Raw genomic sequence first — 17,543 nt, 5'->3', positions numbered from 1 at the left:
ACGAAGGTCTGCGCTTCGCGATCCGCGAAGGCGGCCGTACCGTCGGCGCCGGCGTGGTGTCCAAGATCATCAAGTGACGTCTTGGCCCGAGCGCGCCTAGCGCGCTCGGCTGCCAACACGTCATCCCCGCTTTTTCGGGTATGACGATCGAAAAACGGACCGGCCCAGCCGGTCCGTCCGGTTTCCGAAGGGCAGGGCTTGCGCCCACCCGTCGATACCCGCTATGATGCAAGACCCTCGCGGGCAGGCCTTCATCGGGTGTCCGCGAAATCGCGAAATGAGGTGCAGGATGCCCTCGTCTTCGCCAGACACGGAAATGTCGCGAGGCTGTGCTCCACCCGTTCCGGAAATGTCCGGAGCACGAAGGGATGGAGCGGATCACCGCGTCTGAATTTCTGTGGTCTGGGCGGATCGGGCAACCGGTCTGCCTTTTGTTTTGCAGGGAACGGTCCCGGGGCGCGGGTGAATGCCTCGGACAGCCACGAATCAATGGGGTTCTGCGCACCCAGCCGCAGGCCCGTCGCTCTTTCAACCAAGGATATTTCCGTCATGACGGACCAAAAGATCCGGATCCGCCTCAAGGCATTCGATCACCGCCTGATCGATCGCTCGGCAAGCGAGATCGTCGAGACCGCCAAGCGTACCGGTGCACAGGTGCGCGGCCCGATCCCGCTGCCGACCAAGATCGAGCGTTACACCATCCTGACGTCGCCGCACGTCGACAAGGATGCGCGTGACCAGTACGAGACCCGCACGCACAAGCGCGTGCTGGACATCGTCGACCCGAACGACAAGACCGTTGATGCGCTGATGAAGCTCGAGCTCGCAGCCGGCGTCGACGTCCAGATCAAGCTGACCTGAGGACCGCACCATGACCGCGAAGATTCATTCGTTGGGCATCGTCGGCCGCAAGGCCGGCATGAGCCGAGTGTTCACCGAAGACGGCAAGTCCGTGCCGGTGACGCTGATCGAGGCGACCCCGAACCGCATCACCCAGATCAAGACCGTCGAGACCGACGGTTACAGCGCCGTGCAGATCACCGCAGGCGTCAAGCGCGCATCGCTGCTCAACAAGCCGGAAACCGGTCACCTCGCCAAGGCGAAGGTCGAAGCCGGCCGTGGCCTGTGGGAGCTCCGCGTGGCCGACGACAAGATCGCTGACTTCAGCGTCGGTGGCGAGATCAAGGCCGACATCTTCGAAGTGGGCCAGATCGTCGACGTCCAGGGCGTCACGAAGGGCAAGGGCTTCCAGGGCACGATCAAGCGCTGGAACTTCAAGATGGGCGACGCGACGCACGGTAACTCGCTGTCGCACCGCCAGCCGGGTTCGCTCGGTCAGCGCCAGACGCCGGGCCGCGTGTTTCCGGGCAAGAAGATGTCCGGCCACATGGGTGCCGACCAGCAGACCACGCAGCGCCTGCAGATCGTGCAGGTCGACGCCGAGCGCGGCCTGATCGCCGTCAAGGGCGCCGTCCCCGGCGCGCCGGGTGGCGACGTGATCGTGCGTCCGTCGAGCAAGGCATAAGGAGTAGCACGATGGAACTCGCAATCAACAACAGCAGCACGAAGCTGTCGGTTTCCGACGAAGTCTTCGGCCGCGATTTCAGCGAAAACCTGGTCCACCAGGTCGTCGTTGCCTATCGCAACGCCGGTCGCGCCGGTACCAAGGCGCAGAAGACGCGCTCCGAAGTCAACGGCACGACCAAGAAGTCGAAGAAGCAGAAGGGCGGCGGTGCGCGTCACGGCGCGCTGACGGCTCCGATCTTCGTCGGCGGTGGCGTGACCTTCGCGGCCAAGCCGCGCAGCTTCGAGCAGAAGGTCAACCGCAAGATGTACCGCGCGGCGATGTCGGCGATCCTGTCCGAGCTCAACCGCCAGGGCCGTCTGACCGTCGTCGAGACGTTCGACCTGACCGAAACGAAGACCAGCGGCATGGTCGCCAAGCTCAAGGAATTCGATCTGGGCAAGCGCCCGCTGATCGTGACCGAAGACGCTTCGGAGCACCTGTACCTGTCGGCACGCAACCTGCCGTACGTCGAGATCCGCGACGTGCAGGGCCTGGATCCGGTCGCGCTGGTCGGCGCCGATACCGTGCTGATCACCACCGATGCGGTGAAGAAGATCGAGGAGTGGCTGGCATGAACGACGCCAAGCTCTATGAAGTGATCCGTGCGCCGCGTGTGTCCGAAAAGACCGCGCGCCTGCAGGAAGTGTCCAACCAGTACGCGTTCGAAGTGTCGACGGTCGCCACCAAGGCCGACATCAAGGCCGCGATCGAGAAGCTGTTCGACGTCAAGGTCGAGGCCGTCAATGTGTTGAACGTGAAGGGCAAGAACAAGTCCTTCCGTCAGCGCCAGGGCAGCCGCGGTGACTGGCGCAAGGCCTACGTGAAGCTGGCCGACGGCCAGTCGATCGACGTCATGAACGCGAAGGTCTGAGGAAGCCCCGATGCCATTGATGAAGTTCAAGCCCACTTCGCCCGGCCGCCGTTCCGCGGTCCGCGTCGTGCACCCCGATCTGCACAAGGGTGCACCGCACGCTGCGCTGGTCGAGAAGAAGACCAACACCGGCGGTCGCAACCACCACGGCCGCATCACCACCCGTCACATCGGTGGTGGCCACAAGCAGCACTACCGCATCGTCGATTTCAAGCGGGACAAGGAAGGCATTCCGGCGCGCGTCGAGCGCATCGAATATGACCCGAACCGTACCGCCCACATCGCGCTGCTGTGCTATGTCGACGGCGAGCGCCGTTACATCATCGCGCCGAAGGGCCTGAAGGCCGGCGACCAGGTGATCTCCGGTTCGGATGCCCCGATCAAGACGGGCAACACGCTGCCGCTGCGCAACATCCCGGTCGGTTCGACGATTCACTGCATCGAGATGAAGCCGGGCAAGGGTGCGCAGATCGCGCGCGCCGCCGGTGCCGGCGTGCAGCTGGTCTCGCGCGAAGGCGTCTACGCCACCGTGCGTCTGCGTTCGGGCGAAGTGCGTCGCGTGCCGTCCGAATGCCGCGCCACGATCGGCGAGGTCAGCAACGACGAGCACAGCCTCGAGAAGCTGGGCAAGGCCGGTGCGAAGCGCTGGCGCGGCGTCAAGCCGACCGTCCGCGGTGCGGCCATGAACCCGGTCGACCATCCGCACGGCGGTGGTGAAGCGAAGGCCGGTCAGGGCAACCCGCATCCGGTTACTCCCTGGGGCGTTCCGACCAAGGGCTACAAGACCCGCCATAACAAGCGGACGCAGCAGTTCATCGTGCGCGATCGCAGGAGCTGATAGACCATGGCACGTTCACTCAAGAAGGGTCCGTTCGTCGACCACCACCTCGTCAAGAAGGTGGAAGCCGCGGGCACCAACACCAAGAAGCCGATCAAGACCTGGTCGCGTCGCTCGATGGTTCTGCCGGACATGATCGGTTTCACCATCGCCATCCACAACGGCAAGAACCACGTCCCGGTGCTGGTCAACGAGAACATGGTTGGCCACAAGCTCGGCGAATTCGCGTTGACGCGGACCTTCAAGGGTCACGGCGGCGACAAGAAGTCGGGCAGGTAAGGAGCGCACAATGGACAAGGCAACGAAAGCCCGCCTCGAAGAGCAGAAGCGCGCTCGCACCGAGGTCAACAAGCGCACCGCGATCCTTCGCACCGCGCGCATCTCGCCGCAGAAGGCACGTCTGGTCGCTGACCAGGTCCGTGGTCTGCCGGTCGAACGCGCCGTCGGCCTGCTGAAGTTCTCGGACAAGAAAGCCGCTCACATGATCAAGAAGGTCGTCGAGTCGGCCATCGCCAACGCCGAGAACAACGCTGGCGCGGACGTCGACGAACTCAAGATCGCCACCATCACGGTCGACGAAGGTCCGACGCTGAAGCGCTTCATGGCGCGCGCGAAGGGACGCGGTACCCGCATCCTCAAGCGCACCAGCCACATCACCGTCGTCGTGGGAGAGGGCAAGTAATATGGGTCACAAAGTTCATCCCATCGGCATCCGCCTCGGCATCGCCAAGGACTGGAACTCCAAGTGGTACGCCGGCAAGAAGGAATATGCCGACTACCTCGTCGCCGACCTGAAGGTCCGCGAGATGCTGCGCAAGCGTCTCGCCTCGGCTGGCATCAGCAAGATCCTGATCGAGCGTCCGGCGAAGACGGCGCGCGTGACGATCCACACCGCCCGTCCGGGCGTGGTGATCGGCAAGCGCGGCGAGGACATCGAGAAGCTGCGCAAGGACGTCAGCGACATGATGGGCGTTCCGGCGCACATCAACGTGACCGAGGTCCGCAAGCCGGAACTCGACGCGCAGCTGGTGGCCGAGTCGATCGCGCAGCAGCTCGAGCGTCGCATCATGTTCCGCCGCGCGATGAAGCGCGCCGTCGGCAACGCGATGCGCCTCGGCGCACTGGGTATCAAGGTCAACGTCGCCGGCCGCCTCAACGGCGCCGAGATCGCGCGTTCGGAGTGGTACCGCGAAGGCCGCGTGCCGTTGCACACCCTCCGCGCCGACGTCGACTACGGCTTCGCCGAAGCCAAGACGACCTACGGGATCATCGGCATCAAGACCTGGATCTACAAGGGCGAAATCTTCGATTTCAGCCAGGTGGGCCAGGAGAAGCAGGACGACACGCCGCGTGGCGGAGACCGTGGTGATCGCAATGACCGCGATCGTCGGGGTCCGCGTCGCGAGCGCGAGGCGAGGGACTAATCATGTTGCAACCCAAGCGAACCAAATACCGCAAGATGCACAAGGGCCGTAACGAAGGCCTGGCATGGAGCGGCAACGCAGTCAGCTTCGGCGAATTCGGTCTGCGGTCCACCGCAACCGGCCAGCTGACCGCACGTCAGATCGAAGCCGGTCGTCGTTCCATCAGCCGTCACGTCAAGCGCGGCGGCAAGATGTGGATCCGCGTGTTCCCGGACAAGCCGATCACCAAGAAGCCGATCGAAGTCCGAATGGGCTCCGGCAAGGGCAGCGTCGAGTACTGGGTCGCGCAGATCCAGCCCGGCCGCATGATCTTCGAGATCGAGGGTGTCGAGGAGGAGGTGGCGCGTGAAGCGTTCCGCCTGGCCGCCGCGAAGCTGTCGGTCACCACCCAATTCGTGACCCGGACGGTGCGCTGATGGCTACGACGAAGGAACTCCGCGAGAAGTCGGTCGAGGATTTGCAGTCGCATCTCCTCGAGCTGCACAAGGAGCGTTTCTCGCTCCGCATGCAGAAGGCCACTGGCCAGCTGACCAAGACGCATGACACCCGTCGGGTGCGCCGCGAGATCGCGCGCGTGAACACCCTGATCGGTCAGAAGAAGTAAGGACCCGACCATGAATACCGAAAAGAAGCAGCGTACGGTCCAGGGCCGCGTGGTCAGCAACAAGATGGACAAGACCGTCACCGTGCTGGTGGAGCGTCAGGTCAAGCACGCCCTGTACGGCAAGTACATCAAGCGTTCGACCAAGCTCCACGCCCACGATGCCGAGAACGCGTGCCAGGAAGGCGACCTCGTGAAGGTCGTCGAGATCGCGCCGATGTCCAAGACCAAGAACTGGCGGGTGGCGGAAATCGTCACGCGCGCCGCCGAATAACGAGGAGGGCATACCATGATCCAGATGCAAAGCCACCTCGATGTGGCGGACAACAGCGGTGCCAAGGAAGTGATGTGCATCAAGGTGCTGGGCGGCTCGAAGCGCCGTTACGCCGGCATCGGCGACATCATCAAGGTGTCCATCAAGGAAGCGATTCCGCGTGGCAAGGTCAAGAAGGGCGAGGTCTATGACGCCGTCGTGGTGCGTACCCGCAAGGGTGTGCGTCGTGCCGACGGTTCGTTGATCCGCTTCGACGGCAATGCCGCCGTGTTGCTCAACAACAAGCAGGAGCCGATCGGCACCCGCATCTTCGGGCCCGTGACCCGTGAACTGCGTTCCGAGAAGTTCATGAAGATCGTCTCGCTCGCGCCTGAAGTGCTCTGAGCGGAGGAACGAAAATGGCTAATCGAATCAAGAAGGGCGACCACGTGATCGTGATCGCCGGCAAGGACAAGGGTAAGCGCGGTGACGTGGTGCGCGTGGTCGGCGAGAAGGTCGTCGTCTCGAACATCAACATCGTCAAGCGCCACACCAAGCCGAACCCGCAGGCGGGTCAGGCCGGTGGCGTGGTCGAGCGCGAAGCGCCGATCCATGCTTCGAACGTGATGCCGTTCAACCCTGCCACCGGCAAGGGCGAGCGCATTGGAACCAAGACACTCGAGGATGGACGCACGCTGCGCGTGTTCCGCTCGAGCGGTGAGGCGCTCGACGCCTGAGGATGCTCAAAATGACGACCCGTCTGGAACAGTTCTACAAGGATGAGGTGGTGCCGAAGCTCATGGAGCAGTTCGGTTACGCCAACATCATGCAGGTCCCGCGCCTGAGCAAGATCACCATCAACATGGGCGTGGGCGAAGCTGCCGCGAACAAGAAGGTGCTCGAGAACGCAACCGCCGACATGGCCAAGATCAGCGGCCAGAAGCCGCTGGTGACCAAGTCGCGCGTGTCGGTGGCCTCGTTCAAGATCCGCGACGGCTGGCCGATCGGCTGCAAGGTCACGCTGCGTCGCAATGGCATGTACGAGTTCTTCGATCGCCTGGTCAACGTCGCGCTCCCGCGCGTCCGCGACTTCCGTGGTGTCTCCGGCCGGTCGTTCGACGGTCGCGGCAACTACAACATGGGCGTGAAGGAACAGATCATCTTCCCGGAAATCGACTTCGACGCCGTCGACGCGATCCGCGGTATGGACATCGCCATCACCACGACCGCCCGTACCAACGAAGAAGCCAAGGCCCTGCTGGAAGCCTTCCGCTTCCCGTTCCGCAACTGATCCGAAGGCAGAGCACTTATGGCAAAGACGTCCATGATCAACCGCGAGGTCAAGCGCAAGAAGCTGGCCAAGCAGCACGCCGAAAAGCGTGAGGCGCTGAAGAAGATCATCAGCAGCCCGACCGCGGGTTACGAAGAGAAGGCCGACGCAGTCAACAAGCTGCAGAAGCTGCCGCGCGATTCGTCGCCGGCCCGCCAGACCACGCGTTGCGCGCTGTCCGGCCGCCCGCGTGCCGTCTACAGCAAGTTCGGTCTTGGCCGCAACAAGCTGCGCGAAGCCACCATGCGCGGCGACGTGCCTGGCCTGCGCAAGGCCAGCTGGTAAGAGCGTCGCACTGCAGGTCTGGCGTTCGCGCGCCAGACCTGTAGAATACCGGCCCTCACGCTGTACCCCGCCCGAGTTCCGTGCGGGTCAAAAACTAGTGTTCGCGCAAGCGGATATCGGTGCACTCAGAAGGTAATCATCATGAGCATGACTGATCCCATCGCCGACATGCTGGTCCGCATTCGCAATGCGGCCGCAGTTGGCAAGCAGACGGCGTCGATGCCGTCGTCCAAGATCAAGGTCGCCATCGCCACCGTCCTGAAGGACGAGGGCTACATCGGCGATTTCCGCGTGACCGAGAACGGCGCCAAGGCCGAGCTCGAGATCGTTCTCAAGTATTACGAAGGCCGTCCGGTCATCGAGACCCTGAAGCGTTTCTCGCGCTCGGGTCTGCGCCAGTACCGGGGCAAGGACGCGCTGCCGAAGGTCCTCAACGGCCTGGGCGTGTCCATCATTTCCACGTCCAAGGGCATCATGACCGACGCGAAGGCACGCCAGCTGGGTGTCGGCGGTGAAGTCCTGTGCTTCGTGGCTTAAGGGAGTAACGCACAATGTCCCGAGTTGCCAAGAAGCCGATCGCCCTTCCGAAGGGCGTCGAGCTCAACATCCAGCCCGAGCTGGTCAGCGTGAAGGGCCCGAAGGGCACCCTGTCGCTCGCCAAGCCGTCGGATATCGAGATCACCATCGAAGACGGCAACGCGCTGCTTTCGGCCAATGATCCGTCGCAGATTCCGCTCACCGGAACCCTGCGCGCGATCGTCGCGAACATGGTGCACGGTGTGTCGCAGGGCTTCGAGCGCAAGCTCGACCTCGTGGGCGTCGGTTACCGCGCTGCGGTCCAGGGCAATGACCTGAACCTGTCGCTCGGTTTCTCGCATCCCGTCGTGTTCCAGGCGCCGGAAGGCATCACGCTGACCACGCCGACCCAGACCGAGATCCTGGTCCAGGGTGCAGACAAGCAGCTCGTCGGTCAGGTCGCCGCCAAGATCCGCGGATTCCGTCCGCCGGAGCCGTACAAGGGCAAGGGCGTGAAGTACTCCGACGAAACCATCATTCGCAAGGAAGCCAAGAAGGCCTAAGGCCCATCCGCTTCCCGGGGATCAAGATCATGAGCATCAAGAACAACGCCCGCCTGCGCCGTGCCAAGAGCACGCGTTCGCACATCCGTGTCCTCGGCGTGCCGCGCCTGTCGGTGCTGCGCACCGGCCAGCACATCTACGCCCAGCTGTTCAATTCGGATGGTTCCAAGGTGCTGGCCGCGGCCAACACCACCCAGGCCGACGTCAAGGACGGCCTGAAGAACGGCAAGAACGCCGACGCCGCAACCGCGGTGGGTCGCGCGATCGCAGAGAAGGCCAAGGCCGCGGGTATCGAGAAGGTCGCATTCGACCGCTCGGGCTACCGCTACCACGGTCGCATCAAGGCACTCGCCGACGCCGCCCGCGAGGGTGGCCTGCAGTTCTGATCCGAACGCTGTCGGCGCCGGGCCTTGCGCCCGGCGTCGCCTGACCTGCCGGCACGGGATGTGCCGGACGCCCGCGGCCTTGTGTGCCGCGTCCGCGTTTCACAGATCCACTTTCCAACTCCAAGCGGCACGAGCCGTACATCCTTCTACCAATACAGGCAATCCAGATGGCAAACGAAAGGGAAAACCGCGGCCGCGATCGCAATCGCGACCGTGAGGAACTCGACGACGGCATGATCGAGAAGCTGATCACGGTCAACCGTGTCAGCAAGACCGTCAAGGGCGGTCGCCAGTTCACGTTCACCGCGCTGACGGTCGTCGGCGACGGCAACGGCAAGGTCGGTTTCGGTTACGGCAAGGCGCGCGAAGTGCCGGTCGCGATCCAGAAGTCGATGGAGCAGGCCCGCAAGAACCAGAAGACTGTCGATCTCAACGGCAGCACCCTGTGGCACACGGTCAAGTCGCGCCACGGTGCGGCGAACGTGTTCATGCAGCCCGCGTCGGAAGGTACCGGCGTGATCGCCGGTGGCGCGATGCGCGCCGTGCTCGAAGCCGTCGGCGTCAAGGACGTGCTGGCCAAGGCCGTGGGTTCGCGCAATCCGATCAACCTCGTGCGCGCCACGATCCGCGGCCTCGACGAAATGCACTCGCCGGCGCAGATCGCTGCCAAGCGCGGCAAGAAGGTGGAGGATCTGATCAATGGCTAAGAAGGAATCCACCGGCGGCACCGTCAAGGTGCGCCTGGTCAAGGGTCTGCGCGGTTCGCAGGCCAAGCACCGCCTCTCGGTGAAGGCACTCGGTCTGGGCAAGCTCAACGACGTGCGTGAACTGAAGGACAGCCCGCAGGTCCGTGGCCTGATCAACAAGGTCCATTACTTGGTCCAGGTCGAGGAATAATCGAAATGAAGCTCAATTCTCTCAAGCCCGCACAGGGCGCCCGCACCGAGCGCACGCGCGTCGGTCGCGGTATCGGTTCGGGCCTGGGCAAGACTGCCGGCCGCGGCCACAAGGGTTCGTTCGCGCGTTCGGGCAAGGGCAAGATCAAGGCCGGCTTCGAAGGCGGCCAGATGCCGCTGCGCAAGCGTCTGCCGAAGGTCGGTTTCCGCTCCAAGCTGAAGCTCGACGTGGCCGAAGTGATGCTCTACCAGCTCGACAAGCTTGACGGTGACGTCGACTTCGCCGCGCTGCGTGCCGCCAAGCTGGTGCCCAGCACCGCCAAGCGCGCGAAGATCGTCCTCAAGGGCGAGATCAGCAAGAAGCTCGTGCTCAAGGGCGTGCTCGCCACGGCCGGTGCCCGCGCGGCGATCGAAGCCGCTGGCGGCAAGGTCGAGGAGTAAGCCGGATGTCGCGTAGCGGCAGCGCAATGGGTGGGGTCGGCGCCGGGCTCGGTAAATTCACCGAGCTCCGCCAGCGCCTGCTGTTCGTGCTCGGTGCTCTCGTCGTCTATCGCATCGGGTGTTTCATCCCGGTGCCGGGCGTCAATCCCGAGGCCATGCTGCAGCTGATGGAACAGCAGCAGGGCACCATCGTGGACATGTTCAACATGTTCTCCGGCGGTGCGCTGTCGCGTTTCAGCCTGTTCGCACTGAACGTGATTCCGTACATCTCGGCGTCCATCGTGATGCAGCTGCTGGTGCAGGTCGTGCCCAGCCTGAAGGCCATCCAGAAGGAAGGCGAGTCGGGCCGGCGCAGGATCACCCAGTGGTCGCGCATCGGTGCGATTCCGCTGGCGATCTTCCAGTCGGCGGGTATCGCGGTCGCGCTGCAGAGTTCGGGTGCCAACAACGGCATTCCGGTCGTCTATTCGCCGGGCATGGGCTTCGTGGTCACCGCGATCATCGCGCTCACCGCCGGCACCATGTTCCTGGTGTGGCTGGGCGAGCAGGTGACCGAGCGCGGCATCGGCAACGGTGTGTCGCTGATCATCTTCGCCGGCATCGTGGCGGGTCTTCCGGGCGCCGTGCTGGGCACGTTCGATTCGCTGCGCAGCGGCGACATGAGCCCGATCGCGGCGATCCTGCTGGTGATCGTGGTGCTGGCGGCGGTGTTCTTCGTGGTGTTCGTCGAGCGTGGCCAGCGTCGGATCACGGTCAACTATGCACGTCGCCAGGGTGGTCGCAACGCGTACATGAACCAGAGCTCGTTCCTGCCGCTCAAGCTCAACATGGCAGGCGTGATTCCGGCGATCTTCGCGTCCTCGATCATCATGTTCCCGGCAACGGTGACCACGTGGTTCGGTGAAGCGACCTCGTCGAGCGGCTGGCAGCAGACGCTGCAGCGCGTCGCGCAGGCGATCTCGCCGGGCGAGCCGTTGTACGTGCTGCTGTTCGGTGCGCTGATCGCGGGCTTCGCGTTCTTCTACACCGCGCTGGTGTTCAACAGCCAGGAAACGGCCGACAACCTGAAGAAGTCGGGCGCGCTGATCCCGGGCATCCGTCCGGGCAAGGCCACCGCCGACTACATCGACGGTGTGCTGACCCGCCTCACGGCAGTCGGCGCGGCGTATCTGGTGCTGGTCTGTCTGTTGCCGGAGTTCATGCGTGCCGAGTTCGGCAGCTCCTTCCACTTCGGCGGCACGTCGCTGCTGATCGTGGTGGTGGTGATCATGGACTTCATCGCGCAGGTCCAGTCGCACCTGATGTCGCACCAGTACGAAAGCCTGCTGAAGAAGGCGAACCTCAAGGGTTCGCGCAGCGGCGGCGGCCTCACCGGTCGTTGATGTTCCGCCGGACGGCCCTCGGGTCGTCCGGCACGGTTCTCGCGGCATGGGCACTCCCCATGTCGCATCGCACCGCCCCGACGGGCGGCGCACGAAGTCCGGACCTACGCGCCGGACTTCAGATGGGCGACTCGCACGGCGGTCTCGTGTGCGGGTGGTCCAGGAAGATCCGCACGCCAGAGTAGCGCGCGGGGCAGGCGAGGGGGAGTTCCCCGAAAGCTGCCGGTCCTGGACTGTCGCCGGAGCATGGGCACGCTCCCCATGCCGGGTTCACTGGCGCCTTGGCGCCGTGGGCTTCCTGAAACCACGAGGCCCTGCTATTATTTCTTGTTCCCTTTTGCCGGGATTGAACCCCTGGCAGCAAACCAGTTGGAGATCCGCGCATGGCGCGTATTGCAGGTGTGAACCTGCCTGCCCAGAAGCATGTCTGGGTTGGGCTTCAAAGCATTTTCGGCATTGGCCGTACCCGTTCGAAGAAGGTCTGCGAGGCTGCAGGCGTGACCTCGACCACCAAGATCCGCGATCTGTCCGAACCGGAAGTCGAGCGTCTGCGCTCGGAAGTCGGCAAGTACGTGGTCGAGGGCGACCTGCGTCGCGAAGTCGGCATGGCCATCAAGCGTCTGATGGACCTGTCGTGCTACCGCGGCCTGCGTCACCGTCGTGGTCTCCCGCTGCGTGGTCAGCGCACCCGGACCAATGCCCGCACCCGCAAGGGTCCGCGCAAGGCCATCAGGAAGTAAGGAGTTAAGCCATGGCCAAGCCCGCAGCTACCAAGACCAAGAAGAAGATCAAGCGCGTCGTCACCGACGGCATCGCGCATGTCCACGCTTCGTTCAACAACACGATCATCACGATCACCGACCGCCAGGGCAACGCGCTCTCGTGGGCGACCTCGGGCGGTGCCGGTTTCCGCGGCTCGCGCAAGTCGACCCCGTTCGCAGCCCAGGTCGCCGCAGAGAAGGCCGGCAAGGTCGCGCTCGATTACGGCGTCAAGTCGCTTGAAGTCCGCATCAAGGGCCCGGGTCCGGGTCGTGAGTCGGCCGTGCGCTCGCTGAACAACGTGGGCTACAAGATCATCAACATCATCGACGTGACGCCCATCCCGCACAACGGATGCCGCCCGCCGAAGAAGCGTCGCGTCTAAAGGAGCGATTAGAAATGGCTCGTTACATCGGTCCTACCTGTAAGCTCGCGCGCCGTGAAGGCGCCGACCTGTCCCTCAAGAGCCCGACCCGCGCGCTCGACTCGAAGTGCAAGCTGGAGCAGAAGCCCGGCCAGCACGGTGCCGGTACCGGCGCGCGTCGCAGCAAGCTCTCGGATTACGCCACCCAGCTTCGCGAGAAGCAGAAGGTCAAGCGTATCTACGGTCTGCTCGAGCGTCAGTTCCGCAACTACTACAAGAAGGCGTCGAACAAGAAGGGCAACACGGGTGAAAACCTGCTGCAGCTCCTCGAGACCCGCCTCGACAACGTCATCTACCGCATGGGCTTCGCGGTGACCCGTCCGGCCGCGCGCCAGCTGGTGTCGCACCGTGGCGTCACGGTCAATGGCCAGTCGGTGAACCTGCCGTCGTACCAGGTCAAGGCAGGCGACGCGATCGCACTGTCGGAGAAGGCACAGAAGCAGCTTCGCGTGCAGGAAGCGCTCACCGTGTGGTCGACGATGGATCTGTCCCCGTCGTGGGTCGAAGTCGACTCCAAGGCGTTCAGTGGTGTGTTCAAGTCCGTCCCGGATCGTGCAGATCTGCCGGCAGACATCAACGAAGCGCTGATCGTCGAGCTGTACTCGAAGTAATTCAACCAGGTACCGCCGCGTCGTAAGCGCGGCGGTCCTCAGGAGACACACACACATGACGGCTACCGCCAACCAGGTCCTGCGTCCCCGCGGCCCTCAGATCGAACGTCTCGCCGGCAACCGCGCGAAGGTCGTGATCGAGCCGCTGGAGCGTGGGTATGGGCACACGCTGGGCAATGCCCTGCGTCGCGTGCTCCTGTCGTCGATTCCGGGCTTCGCGATCACCGAAGTCGAGATCGACGGCGTGCTGCACGAGTACAGCACCATCGAGGGCCTGCAGGAAGACGTGCTGGAAGTCCTGCTGAACCTCAAGGACGTCGCCATCCGCATGGGCACCGGCGAAAGCTCGACGCTGTCGCTGTCGAAGACGGGTGCGGGCGTCGTGACGGCCGCCGATATCAAGACCGACCACAACGTCGAGATCCTCAACGGCGAGCACATCATCTGCCACCTGACCAAGGACGCGTCGATCAACATGCGTCTGAAGATCGAGCGCGGCTTCGGCTACCAGCCGGCCTCCGCACGTCGTCGTCCGGACGAGGAGACCCGCGCCATCGGTCGCCTGATGCTGGACGCGTCGTTCTCGCCGGTCCGTCGCGTGGCCTATGAAGTCGAAGCGGCGCGCGTCGAACAGCGCACCGACCTCGACAAGCTGGTGCTGGACATCGAAACCAACGGCACGATCGATGCCGAGGAAGCCGTGCGCACCGCCGCCGACATCCTCACCGATCAGCTGTCGGTGTTCGGCGACTTCACGCACCGCGATCGCGGCGCGGCGAAGCCGCAGGCACCGGGCGTCGACCCGATCCTGCTGCGTCCGATCGACGATCTGGAGCTGACGGTGCGTTCGGCCAACTGCCTCAAGGCCGAGAGCATCTACTACATCGGCGACCTGATCCAGAAGACCGAAGTCGAACTGCTCAAGACCCCGAACCTCGGCAAGAAGTCGCTGACCGAGATCAAGGAAGTCCTGGCGCAGCGCGGCCTCGCGCTCGGCATGAAGCTCGAGAACTGGCCGCCGACCGGCGTGTCCGCTCACGGCATGCTTGGGTAAGCATCCCGCGTGCAGCCGATGCCGTCAGGCATCGGTTGCGGGATGAGAACGCCCGGTGTGCTTCGCCGGGCCGGGAGTGCAAACGCGGCGCGAGCCGCGGCTCCCGATCTGCATTGACGCTGTATGCAAGACCGCGCCGACGGGCAGAAGCCCGCGGCGTTGCCGGTGAAGGACGACCGGTTCCGGACCATCCGCAGTCCAAGTTCCAACGCCAGGACGGCGCCAAAGCCTCACACAGACCCACCATTCCAATCTGAAGGATCCATCCCATGCGCCACCAGAAAGCCGGTCGCAAGTTCAACCGCACCAGCGCCCATCGTGAAGCGATGTTCCGCAACATGGCCGCCTCGCTGATCAAGAGCGAACTCATCAAGACAACCCTGCCGAAGGCCAAGGAACTGCGTCGCGTCGCAGAGCCGCTGATCACCCTCGGCAAGATCGACAGCGTCGCCAACCGTCGTCTCGCTTTCGCGCGTCTGCGCGACAAGGAAGCCGTCGGCACGCTGTTCACCACCGTCGGCCCGCGCTACAGCGCGCGTCCGGGTGGCTACCTGCGCATCCTCAAGTGCGGCTTCCGCGCCGGCGACAACGCGCCGATGGCGTACGTCGAGCTGGTCGATCGCCCGCAGGCGTCGGTCGACGCCGAGTAATCCGCGTCGTGACGACCTGCGCCGCGTGCGCAGGTTCCCGTCATCGATGGAACGAAGCCCCGGCACATGCCGGGGTTTTTGTTTGCGCGGCGCGGGACGATAATCGCGACACCCTATCGACGGTCTGCCCATGAATCCTGTCCGCTGGTCGTTCCGCACGCTGATGTTCGTCGGCGCCGTCGCCTGTTTCGCCCTGATCGGTTTCGCGATCTATTCGCAGCTGCAGTGGGGGCTCGAACCGTGTCCGCTGTGCATCTTCCAGCGACTCGCCTTCGCGGCTCTCGGTGTGGTGTTGCTGATCGCCGGCATCCACGCACCGCGCGGACGCGGTGGCCGTACGGCCTACGGTCTGCTGGGCTTCGCAGCGGCCGCGGTCGGCATCGGCATCGCCGGGCGTCATGTGTGGCTGCAGATGCATCCGCCGGGCTTCGCGACCTGCGGCGCACCGTTCGCCTTCATGCGAGAGACCATGGACACGCCGACGCTGATCCAGAAGGTGCTGACCGGCTCCGGTGACTGCGGCACCGTCGACTGGACCTTCCTCGGCCTGTCGATGCCGGCCTGGAGCCTGGTGTGGTTCCTGCTGCTGGCGGCGGTCGCGCTGTTCGCCGGACTGCGCACACGCCGCTGAGCGGTTGCCTGCGTTTTGACGCAGGGCAGCAAACTGCGATGATGGCCGCCCGCGAGAGGAACACCCCATGTCGTCGTCCAACGAGCGCAGCCTGCATCCCGTGAACCTGCCCGAAGACTGGCAGCCGGAGAGCTGGCGCACGCGCCCGGCCAAACAGCTGCCGACCTATCCCGACCAGGCCGCGCTGGCGGCCGTGCAGGAAGAGCTGCGTGCGCTGCCGCCGCTGGTGACGTCGTGGGAGATCCTGAGCCTCAAGCAGCAGCTGGCCGAGGCCCAGGAGGGCCGCCGCTTCCTGCTGCAGGGTGGCGACTGCGCCGAGAATTTCGGCGACTGCACGTCCGACGTCATCTCGAACCGGCTCAAGGTGCTGCTGCAGATGAGCCTGGTGCTCGTGCACGGCATGCGGCTGCCGGTCGTCCGGGTCGGCCGGTTCGCCGGCCAGTATGCGAAGCCGCGCTCGGCCGACACCGAGACGCGCGATGGCGTGACCCTGCCGTGTTACCGCGGCGACGTGGTCAACGCGCCGGCGTTCACGCCCGAGGCGCGGACCCCGGATCCGCGTCGCATGGTGCGCGCGCATGCGCGTTCGGCGATGACGATGAACTTCGTGCGCTCGCTGATCGACGGTGGTTTTGCCGATCTGCACCATCCCGAGTACTGGGGACTGGAGTGGGTGGGCGAGTCGCCGCTGGCCGAGGAATACCAGCGCATGGTCTCCGGCCTCGGCGACGCCGTCCGTTTCATGGAGACGCTGGCCGGCACCCAAGTGCACAACCTCAACCGCGTCGACTTCTATACCTCGCACGAAGCGCTGCTGCTGCCATACGAAGAAGCGAACACGCGTCAGGTGCCGCGTCAGTGGGGCTGGTTCAACCTCAGCACGCACTTCCCGTGGATCGGTGTGCGCACGGCGGCGCTCGACGGCGCGCACGTGGAGTACTTCCGCGGCCTGCGCAATCCGATCGGCGTCAAAGTCGGCCCGACGTCGACGCCGGACGAACTGCTGCGTCTGATCGACGTGCTCAATCCCGATGACGAACCCGGCCGCCTGAGCCTGATCCACCGCATGGGGGCGACGCAGATCGCCGAACGCCTGCCGCCGCTGCTCGACGCGGTGCGCCGGTCCGGCCGTCGCGTGCTGTGGATCTGCGATCCGATGCACGGCAATACCGAGTCGACCAGCAACGGCTACAAGACGCGCCGCTTCGACAACATCCGCAGCGAGATCGAGCAGGCCTTCGACCTGCACGCCGCGGCCGGCACGCGCCTGGGCGGTGTGCATCTGGAGCTGACCGGCGAAGACGTCACCGAGTGCATGGGCGGCGCGCGCGCCTTGACCGAAACCGATCTCGAACGCGCCTACAAGAGCCAGGTCGATCCGCGTCTGAACTACGAACAGGCGCTGGAGACGGCGATGCTGATCGTGCGCAAGCAGGTGCAGGTCAGCGGGCTGTCGCGCCAGTAACGCCGCCGGCCGCCTGTCGCGGCAGTGCGTGCAGTTCAATCATCGGGCACTTCCGCCGCCGCGGCGGCGAGCATCGCAGCGGCCACGGCCGCCTCATGTGACGTCAGGACACGTCCGGATTCGGTACGCGCGTCGAGATCCAGAGCGCGCGCGTCGATGCGGGCCGCCGCCGCGGTGCACGTGGCGACATCGGCAATGCCGTCGGGGAAGTACCGGTCCCGGAACACGTGCGCTTCGTCGATGATCATGGCGTTCCGGCCCTCGACGAATTCGCGTCGGCTTCCTGCGATGCCGTGCGCGTCCAGCAGGTCTTCGAAGCGGGTCATCCAGCGCAGCGCGAGCTGGATCACGCCGTCATTGCGTGCCGCCCAGGCGGCGTAAGCGCGCTGCGCGTCCGTGCCGACAGGTGCTGGAAGCGCGCCGCAGGCGTCGACGAGTGAGGATCGGGCGAAGTAGGCCGCGGCCAGCGTCTGGACGGCGGCGAACGTCGGTTCGATCAGACGATCGTCCGCGCGCGCGTGCGGCAAGTTCGTAAGCAGCACGAGGCCGAGCGCCAGCGCCGGGTGGCGCGTCTTCAGGCTGGAAAGGACCATGGG

At 64.7% G+C, this 17,543-nt stretch carries 31 protein-coding genes; 30 read left to right on the top strand and 1 reads right to left on the bottom strand.

Translation table 11 applies throughout. The annotated features are described in order from the left end of the window. The 30 genes from AC3A5T_RS14430 to AC3A5T_RS14285 form a co-directional block, all read left to right on the top strand. The coding region (locus AC3A5T_RS14430; protein WP_459040859.1) for an EF-Tu C-terminal domain-related protein at positions 1 to 77 on the top strand (77 nt) is incomplete at its 5' end. 472 nt (positions 78 to 549) lie between these two features. Continuing rightward, positions 550 to 861, top strand: a complete 312-nt coding sequence (rpsJ, locus tag AC3A5T_RS14425; RefSeq protein WP_047137645.1) for a 30S ribosomal protein S10 — start codon at positions 550 to 552, stop codon at positions 859 to 861. Positions 862 to 871: 10 nt separating this feature from the next. Continuing rightward, positions 872 to 1,525 carry a 50S ribosomal protein L3 gene (gene rplC / locus AC3A5T_RS14420; protein ID WP_055246831.1) on the top strand — a complete coding sequence of 218 codons (654 nt, stop codon included), beginning with the start codon at positions 872 to 874 and terminating at the stop codon, positions 1,523 to 1,525. Between the two features lie 11 nt (positions 1,526 to 1,536). Beyond that, entirely contained in the window at positions 1,537 to 2,142 is a 606-nt protein-coding gene (rplD, locus tag AC3A5T_RS14415) for a 50S ribosomal protein L4 (protein ID WP_332076385.1), read from the top strand. Further along, positions 2,139 to 2,438 carry a 50S ribosomal protein L23 gene (gene rplW / locus AC3A5T_RS14410; protein WP_096208160.1) on the top strand — a complete coding sequence of 100 codons (300 nt, stop codon included), beginning with the start codon at positions 2,139 to 2,141 and terminating at the stop codon, positions 2,436 to 2,438. Before rplD ends, rplW begins: the two co-directional genes overlap by 4 nt. Before the next feature lie 10 nt (positions 2,439 to 2,448). After that, the gene (rplB, locus tag AC3A5T_RS14405; RefSeq protein WP_159679901.1) at positions 2,449 to 3,276 is read left to right on the top strand and encodes a 50S ribosomal protein L2; all 828 of its coding nucleotides are present in this window, start codon (positions 2,449 to 2,451) and stop codon (positions 3,274 to 3,276) included. Between the two features lie 6 nt (positions 3,277 to 3,282). After that, positions 3,283 to 3,555, top strand: a complete 273-nt coding sequence (rpsS, locus tag AC3A5T_RS14400) for a 30S ribosomal protein S19 (RefSeq protein ID WP_055246837.1) — start codon at positions 3,283 to 3,285, stop codon at positions 3,553 to 3,555. A 10-nt stretch (positions 3,556 to 3,565) separates the two neighbouring features. Continuing rightward, positions 3,566 to 3,958: a 50S ribosomal protein L22 gene (gene rplV, locus AC3A5T_RS14395; protein WP_055246839.1), complete on the top strand. Its 393-nt coding sequence runs from the start codon at positions 3,566 to 3,568 to the stop codon at positions 3,956 to 3,958. Between the two features lies 1 nt (position 3,959). Beyond that, a complete protein-coding gene (gene rpsC, locus AC3A5T_RS14390; RefSeq protein WP_232134463.1) occupies positions 3,960 to 4,700 on the top strand; it encodes a 30S ribosomal protein S3 in 741 nt (246 codons plus the stop codon). Between the two features lie 2 nt (positions 4,701 to 4,702). Then, complete coding sequence (rplP, locus tag AC3A5T_RS14385) at positions 4,703 to 5,116, top strand: 50S ribosomal protein L16 (RefSeq protein WP_159679897.1); 414 nt, start codon at positions 4,703 to 4,705, stop codon at positions 5,114 to 5,116. Beyond that, positions 5,116 to 5,304, top strand: coding sequence for a 50S ribosomal protein L29 (gene rpmC / locus AC3A5T_RS14380; RefSeq protein WP_159679895.1), 189 nt, complete (start codon positions 5,116 to 5,118; stop codon positions 5,302 to 5,304). The genes rplP and rpmC overlap by 1 nt, the downstream gene beginning before the upstream one ends. Positions 5,305 to 5,314: 10 nt before the next feature. Beyond that, a complete protein-coding gene (gene rpsQ, locus AC3A5T_RS14375; RefSeq protein ID WP_150928979.1) occupies positions 5,315 to 5,575 on the top strand; it encodes a 30S ribosomal protein S17 in 261 nt (86 codons plus the stop codon). Between the two features lie 15 nt (positions 5,576 to 5,590). Further along, positions 5,591 to 5,959: a 50S ribosomal protein L14 gene (rplN, locus tag AC3A5T_RS14370; RefSeq protein WP_055246849.1), complete on the top strand. Its 369-nt coding sequence runs from the start codon at positions 5,591 to 5,593 to the stop codon at positions 5,957 to 5,959. Between the two features lie 14 nt (positions 5,960 to 5,973). Then, positions 5,974 to 6,291 (top strand): 50S ribosomal protein L24, encoded by a 318-nt coding sequence (gene rplX, locus AC3A5T_RS14365; RefSeq protein WP_232115895.1) that lies wholly within the window; start codon positions 5,974 to 5,976, stop codon positions 6,289 to 6,291. Between the two features lie 11 nt (positions 6,292 to 6,302). Further along, entirely contained in the window at positions 6,303 to 6,845 is a 543-nt protein-coding gene (rplE, locus tag AC3A5T_RS14360) for a 50S ribosomal protein L5 (protein ID WP_159679889.1), read from the top strand. 18 nt (positions 6,846 to 6,863) lie between these two features. Next, entirely contained in the window at positions 6,864 to 7,169 is a 306-nt protein-coding gene (gene rpsN, locus AC3A5T_RS14355; protein WP_232134464.1) for a 30S ribosomal protein S14, read from the top strand. Between the two features lie 141 nt (positions 7,170 to 7,310). Next, the gene (gene rpsH, locus AC3A5T_RS14350) at positions 7,311 to 7,706 is read left to right on the top strand and encodes a 30S ribosomal protein S8 (RefSeq protein ID WP_232115892.1); all 396 of its coding nucleotides are present in this window, start codon (positions 7,311 to 7,313) and stop codon (positions 7,704 to 7,706) included. Positions 7,707 to 7,720: 14 nt separating this feature from the next. Further along, the gene (rplF, locus tag AC3A5T_RS14345; protein ID WP_332076387.1) at positions 7,721 to 8,248 is read left to right on the top strand and encodes a 50S ribosomal protein L6; all 528 of its coding nucleotides are present in this window, start codon (positions 7,721 to 7,723) and stop codon (positions 8,246 to 8,248) included. A 29-nt stretch (positions 8,249 to 8,277) separates the two neighbouring features. Further along, positions 8,278 to 8,634, top strand: coding sequence for a 50S ribosomal protein L18 (gene rplR / locus AC3A5T_RS14340; RefSeq protein WP_159679881.1), 357 nt, complete (start codon positions 8,278 to 8,280; stop codon positions 8,632 to 8,634). 167 nt (positions 8,635 to 8,801) lie between these two features. After that, entirely contained in the window at positions 8,802 to 9,341 is a 540-nt protein-coding gene (rpsE, locus tag AC3A5T_RS14335; RefSeq protein WP_332076388.1) for a 30S ribosomal protein S5, read from the top strand. Next, positions 9,334 to 9,531, top strand: a complete 198-nt coding sequence (rpmD, locus tag AC3A5T_RS14330; RefSeq protein WP_310236752.1) for a 50S ribosomal protein L30 — start codon at positions 9,334 to 9,336, stop codon at positions 9,529 to 9,531. Before rpsE ends, rpmD begins: the two co-directional genes overlap by 8 nt. Positions 9,532 to 9,536: 5 nt before the next feature. Then, positions 9,537 to 9,971 (top strand): 50S ribosomal protein L15, encoded by a 435-nt coding sequence (rplO, locus tag AC3A5T_RS14325; protein WP_268738619.1) that lies wholly within the window; start codon positions 9,537 to 9,539, stop codon positions 9,969 to 9,971. A gap of 5 nt (positions 9,972 to 9,976) precedes the next feature. Then, positions 9,977 to 11,353 (top strand): preprotein translocase subunit SecY, encoded by a 1,377-nt coding sequence (secY, locus tag AC3A5T_RS14320; RefSeq protein ID WP_232134470.1) that lies wholly within the window; start codon positions 9,977 to 9,979, stop codon positions 11,351 to 11,353. Between the two features lie 383 nt (positions 11,354 to 11,736). Next, complete coding sequence (gene rpsM / locus AC3A5T_RS14315; RefSeq protein ID WP_232134471.1) at positions 11,737 to 12,093, top strand: 30S ribosomal protein S13; 357 nt, start codon at positions 11,737 to 11,739, stop codon at positions 12,091 to 12,093. Between the two features lie 11 nt (positions 12,094 to 12,104). After that, positions 12,105 to 12,497, top strand: a complete 393-nt coding sequence (gene rpsK, locus AC3A5T_RS14310) for a 30S ribosomal protein S11 (protein WP_232134472.1) — start codon at positions 12,105 to 12,107, stop codon at positions 12,495 to 12,497. 14 nt (positions 12,498 to 12,511) lie between these two features. Next, complete coding sequence (gene rpsD, locus AC3A5T_RS14305) at positions 12,512 to 13,147, top strand: 30S ribosomal protein S4 (protein WP_159679869.1); 636 nt, start codon at positions 12,512 to 12,514, stop codon at positions 13,145 to 13,147. Positions 13,148 to 13,202: 55 nt separating this feature from the next. Beyond that, positions 13,203 to 14,201, top strand: a complete 999-nt coding sequence (locus tag AC3A5T_RS14300; RefSeq protein ID WP_232134473.1) for a DNA-directed RNA polymerase subunit alpha — start codon at positions 13,203 to 13,205, stop codon at positions 14,199 to 14,201. 269 nt (positions 14,202 to 14,470) lie between these two features. Then, positions 14,471 to 14,851, top strand: coding sequence for a 50S ribosomal protein L17 (gene rplQ, locus AC3A5T_RS14295; RefSeq protein ID WP_332076391.1), 381 nt, complete (start codon positions 14,471 to 14,473; stop codon positions 14,849 to 14,851). A 130-nt stretch (positions 14,852 to 14,981) separates the two neighbouring features. Next, on the top strand, positions 14,982 to 15,482 hold the full coding sequence (locus tag AC3A5T_RS14290; protein WP_487629144.1) for a disulfide bond formation protein B: 501 nt from the start codon (positions 14,982 to 14,984) through the stop codon (positions 15,480 to 15,482). A 67-nt stretch (positions 15,483 to 15,549) separates the two neighbouring features. Then, the gene (locus AC3A5T_RS14285; protein WP_332076393.1) at positions 15,550 to 16,947 is read left to right on the top strand and encodes a class II 3-deoxy-7-phosphoheptulonate synthase; all 1,398 of its coding nucleotides are present in this window, start codon (positions 15,550 to 15,552) and stop codon (positions 16,945 to 16,947) included. 35 nt (positions 16,948 to 16,982) lie between these two features. On the opposite strand, the gene AC3A5T_RS14280 is transcribed toward AC3A5T_RS14285, so the two are convergent. Continuing rightward, complete coding sequence (locus AC3A5T_RS14280; protein WP_487629143.1) at positions 16,983 to 17,540, bottom strand: hypothetical protein; 558 nt, start codon at positions 17,538 to 17,540, stop codon at positions 16,983 to 16,985. Positions 17,541 to 17,543 lie beyond the last annotated feature (3 nt).

The sequence above is a fragment of the Luteimonas sp. Soil_C_16 genome (assembly GCF_057657295.1).
This window is presented reverse-complemented; position numbering and strand designations above follow the sequence as displayed.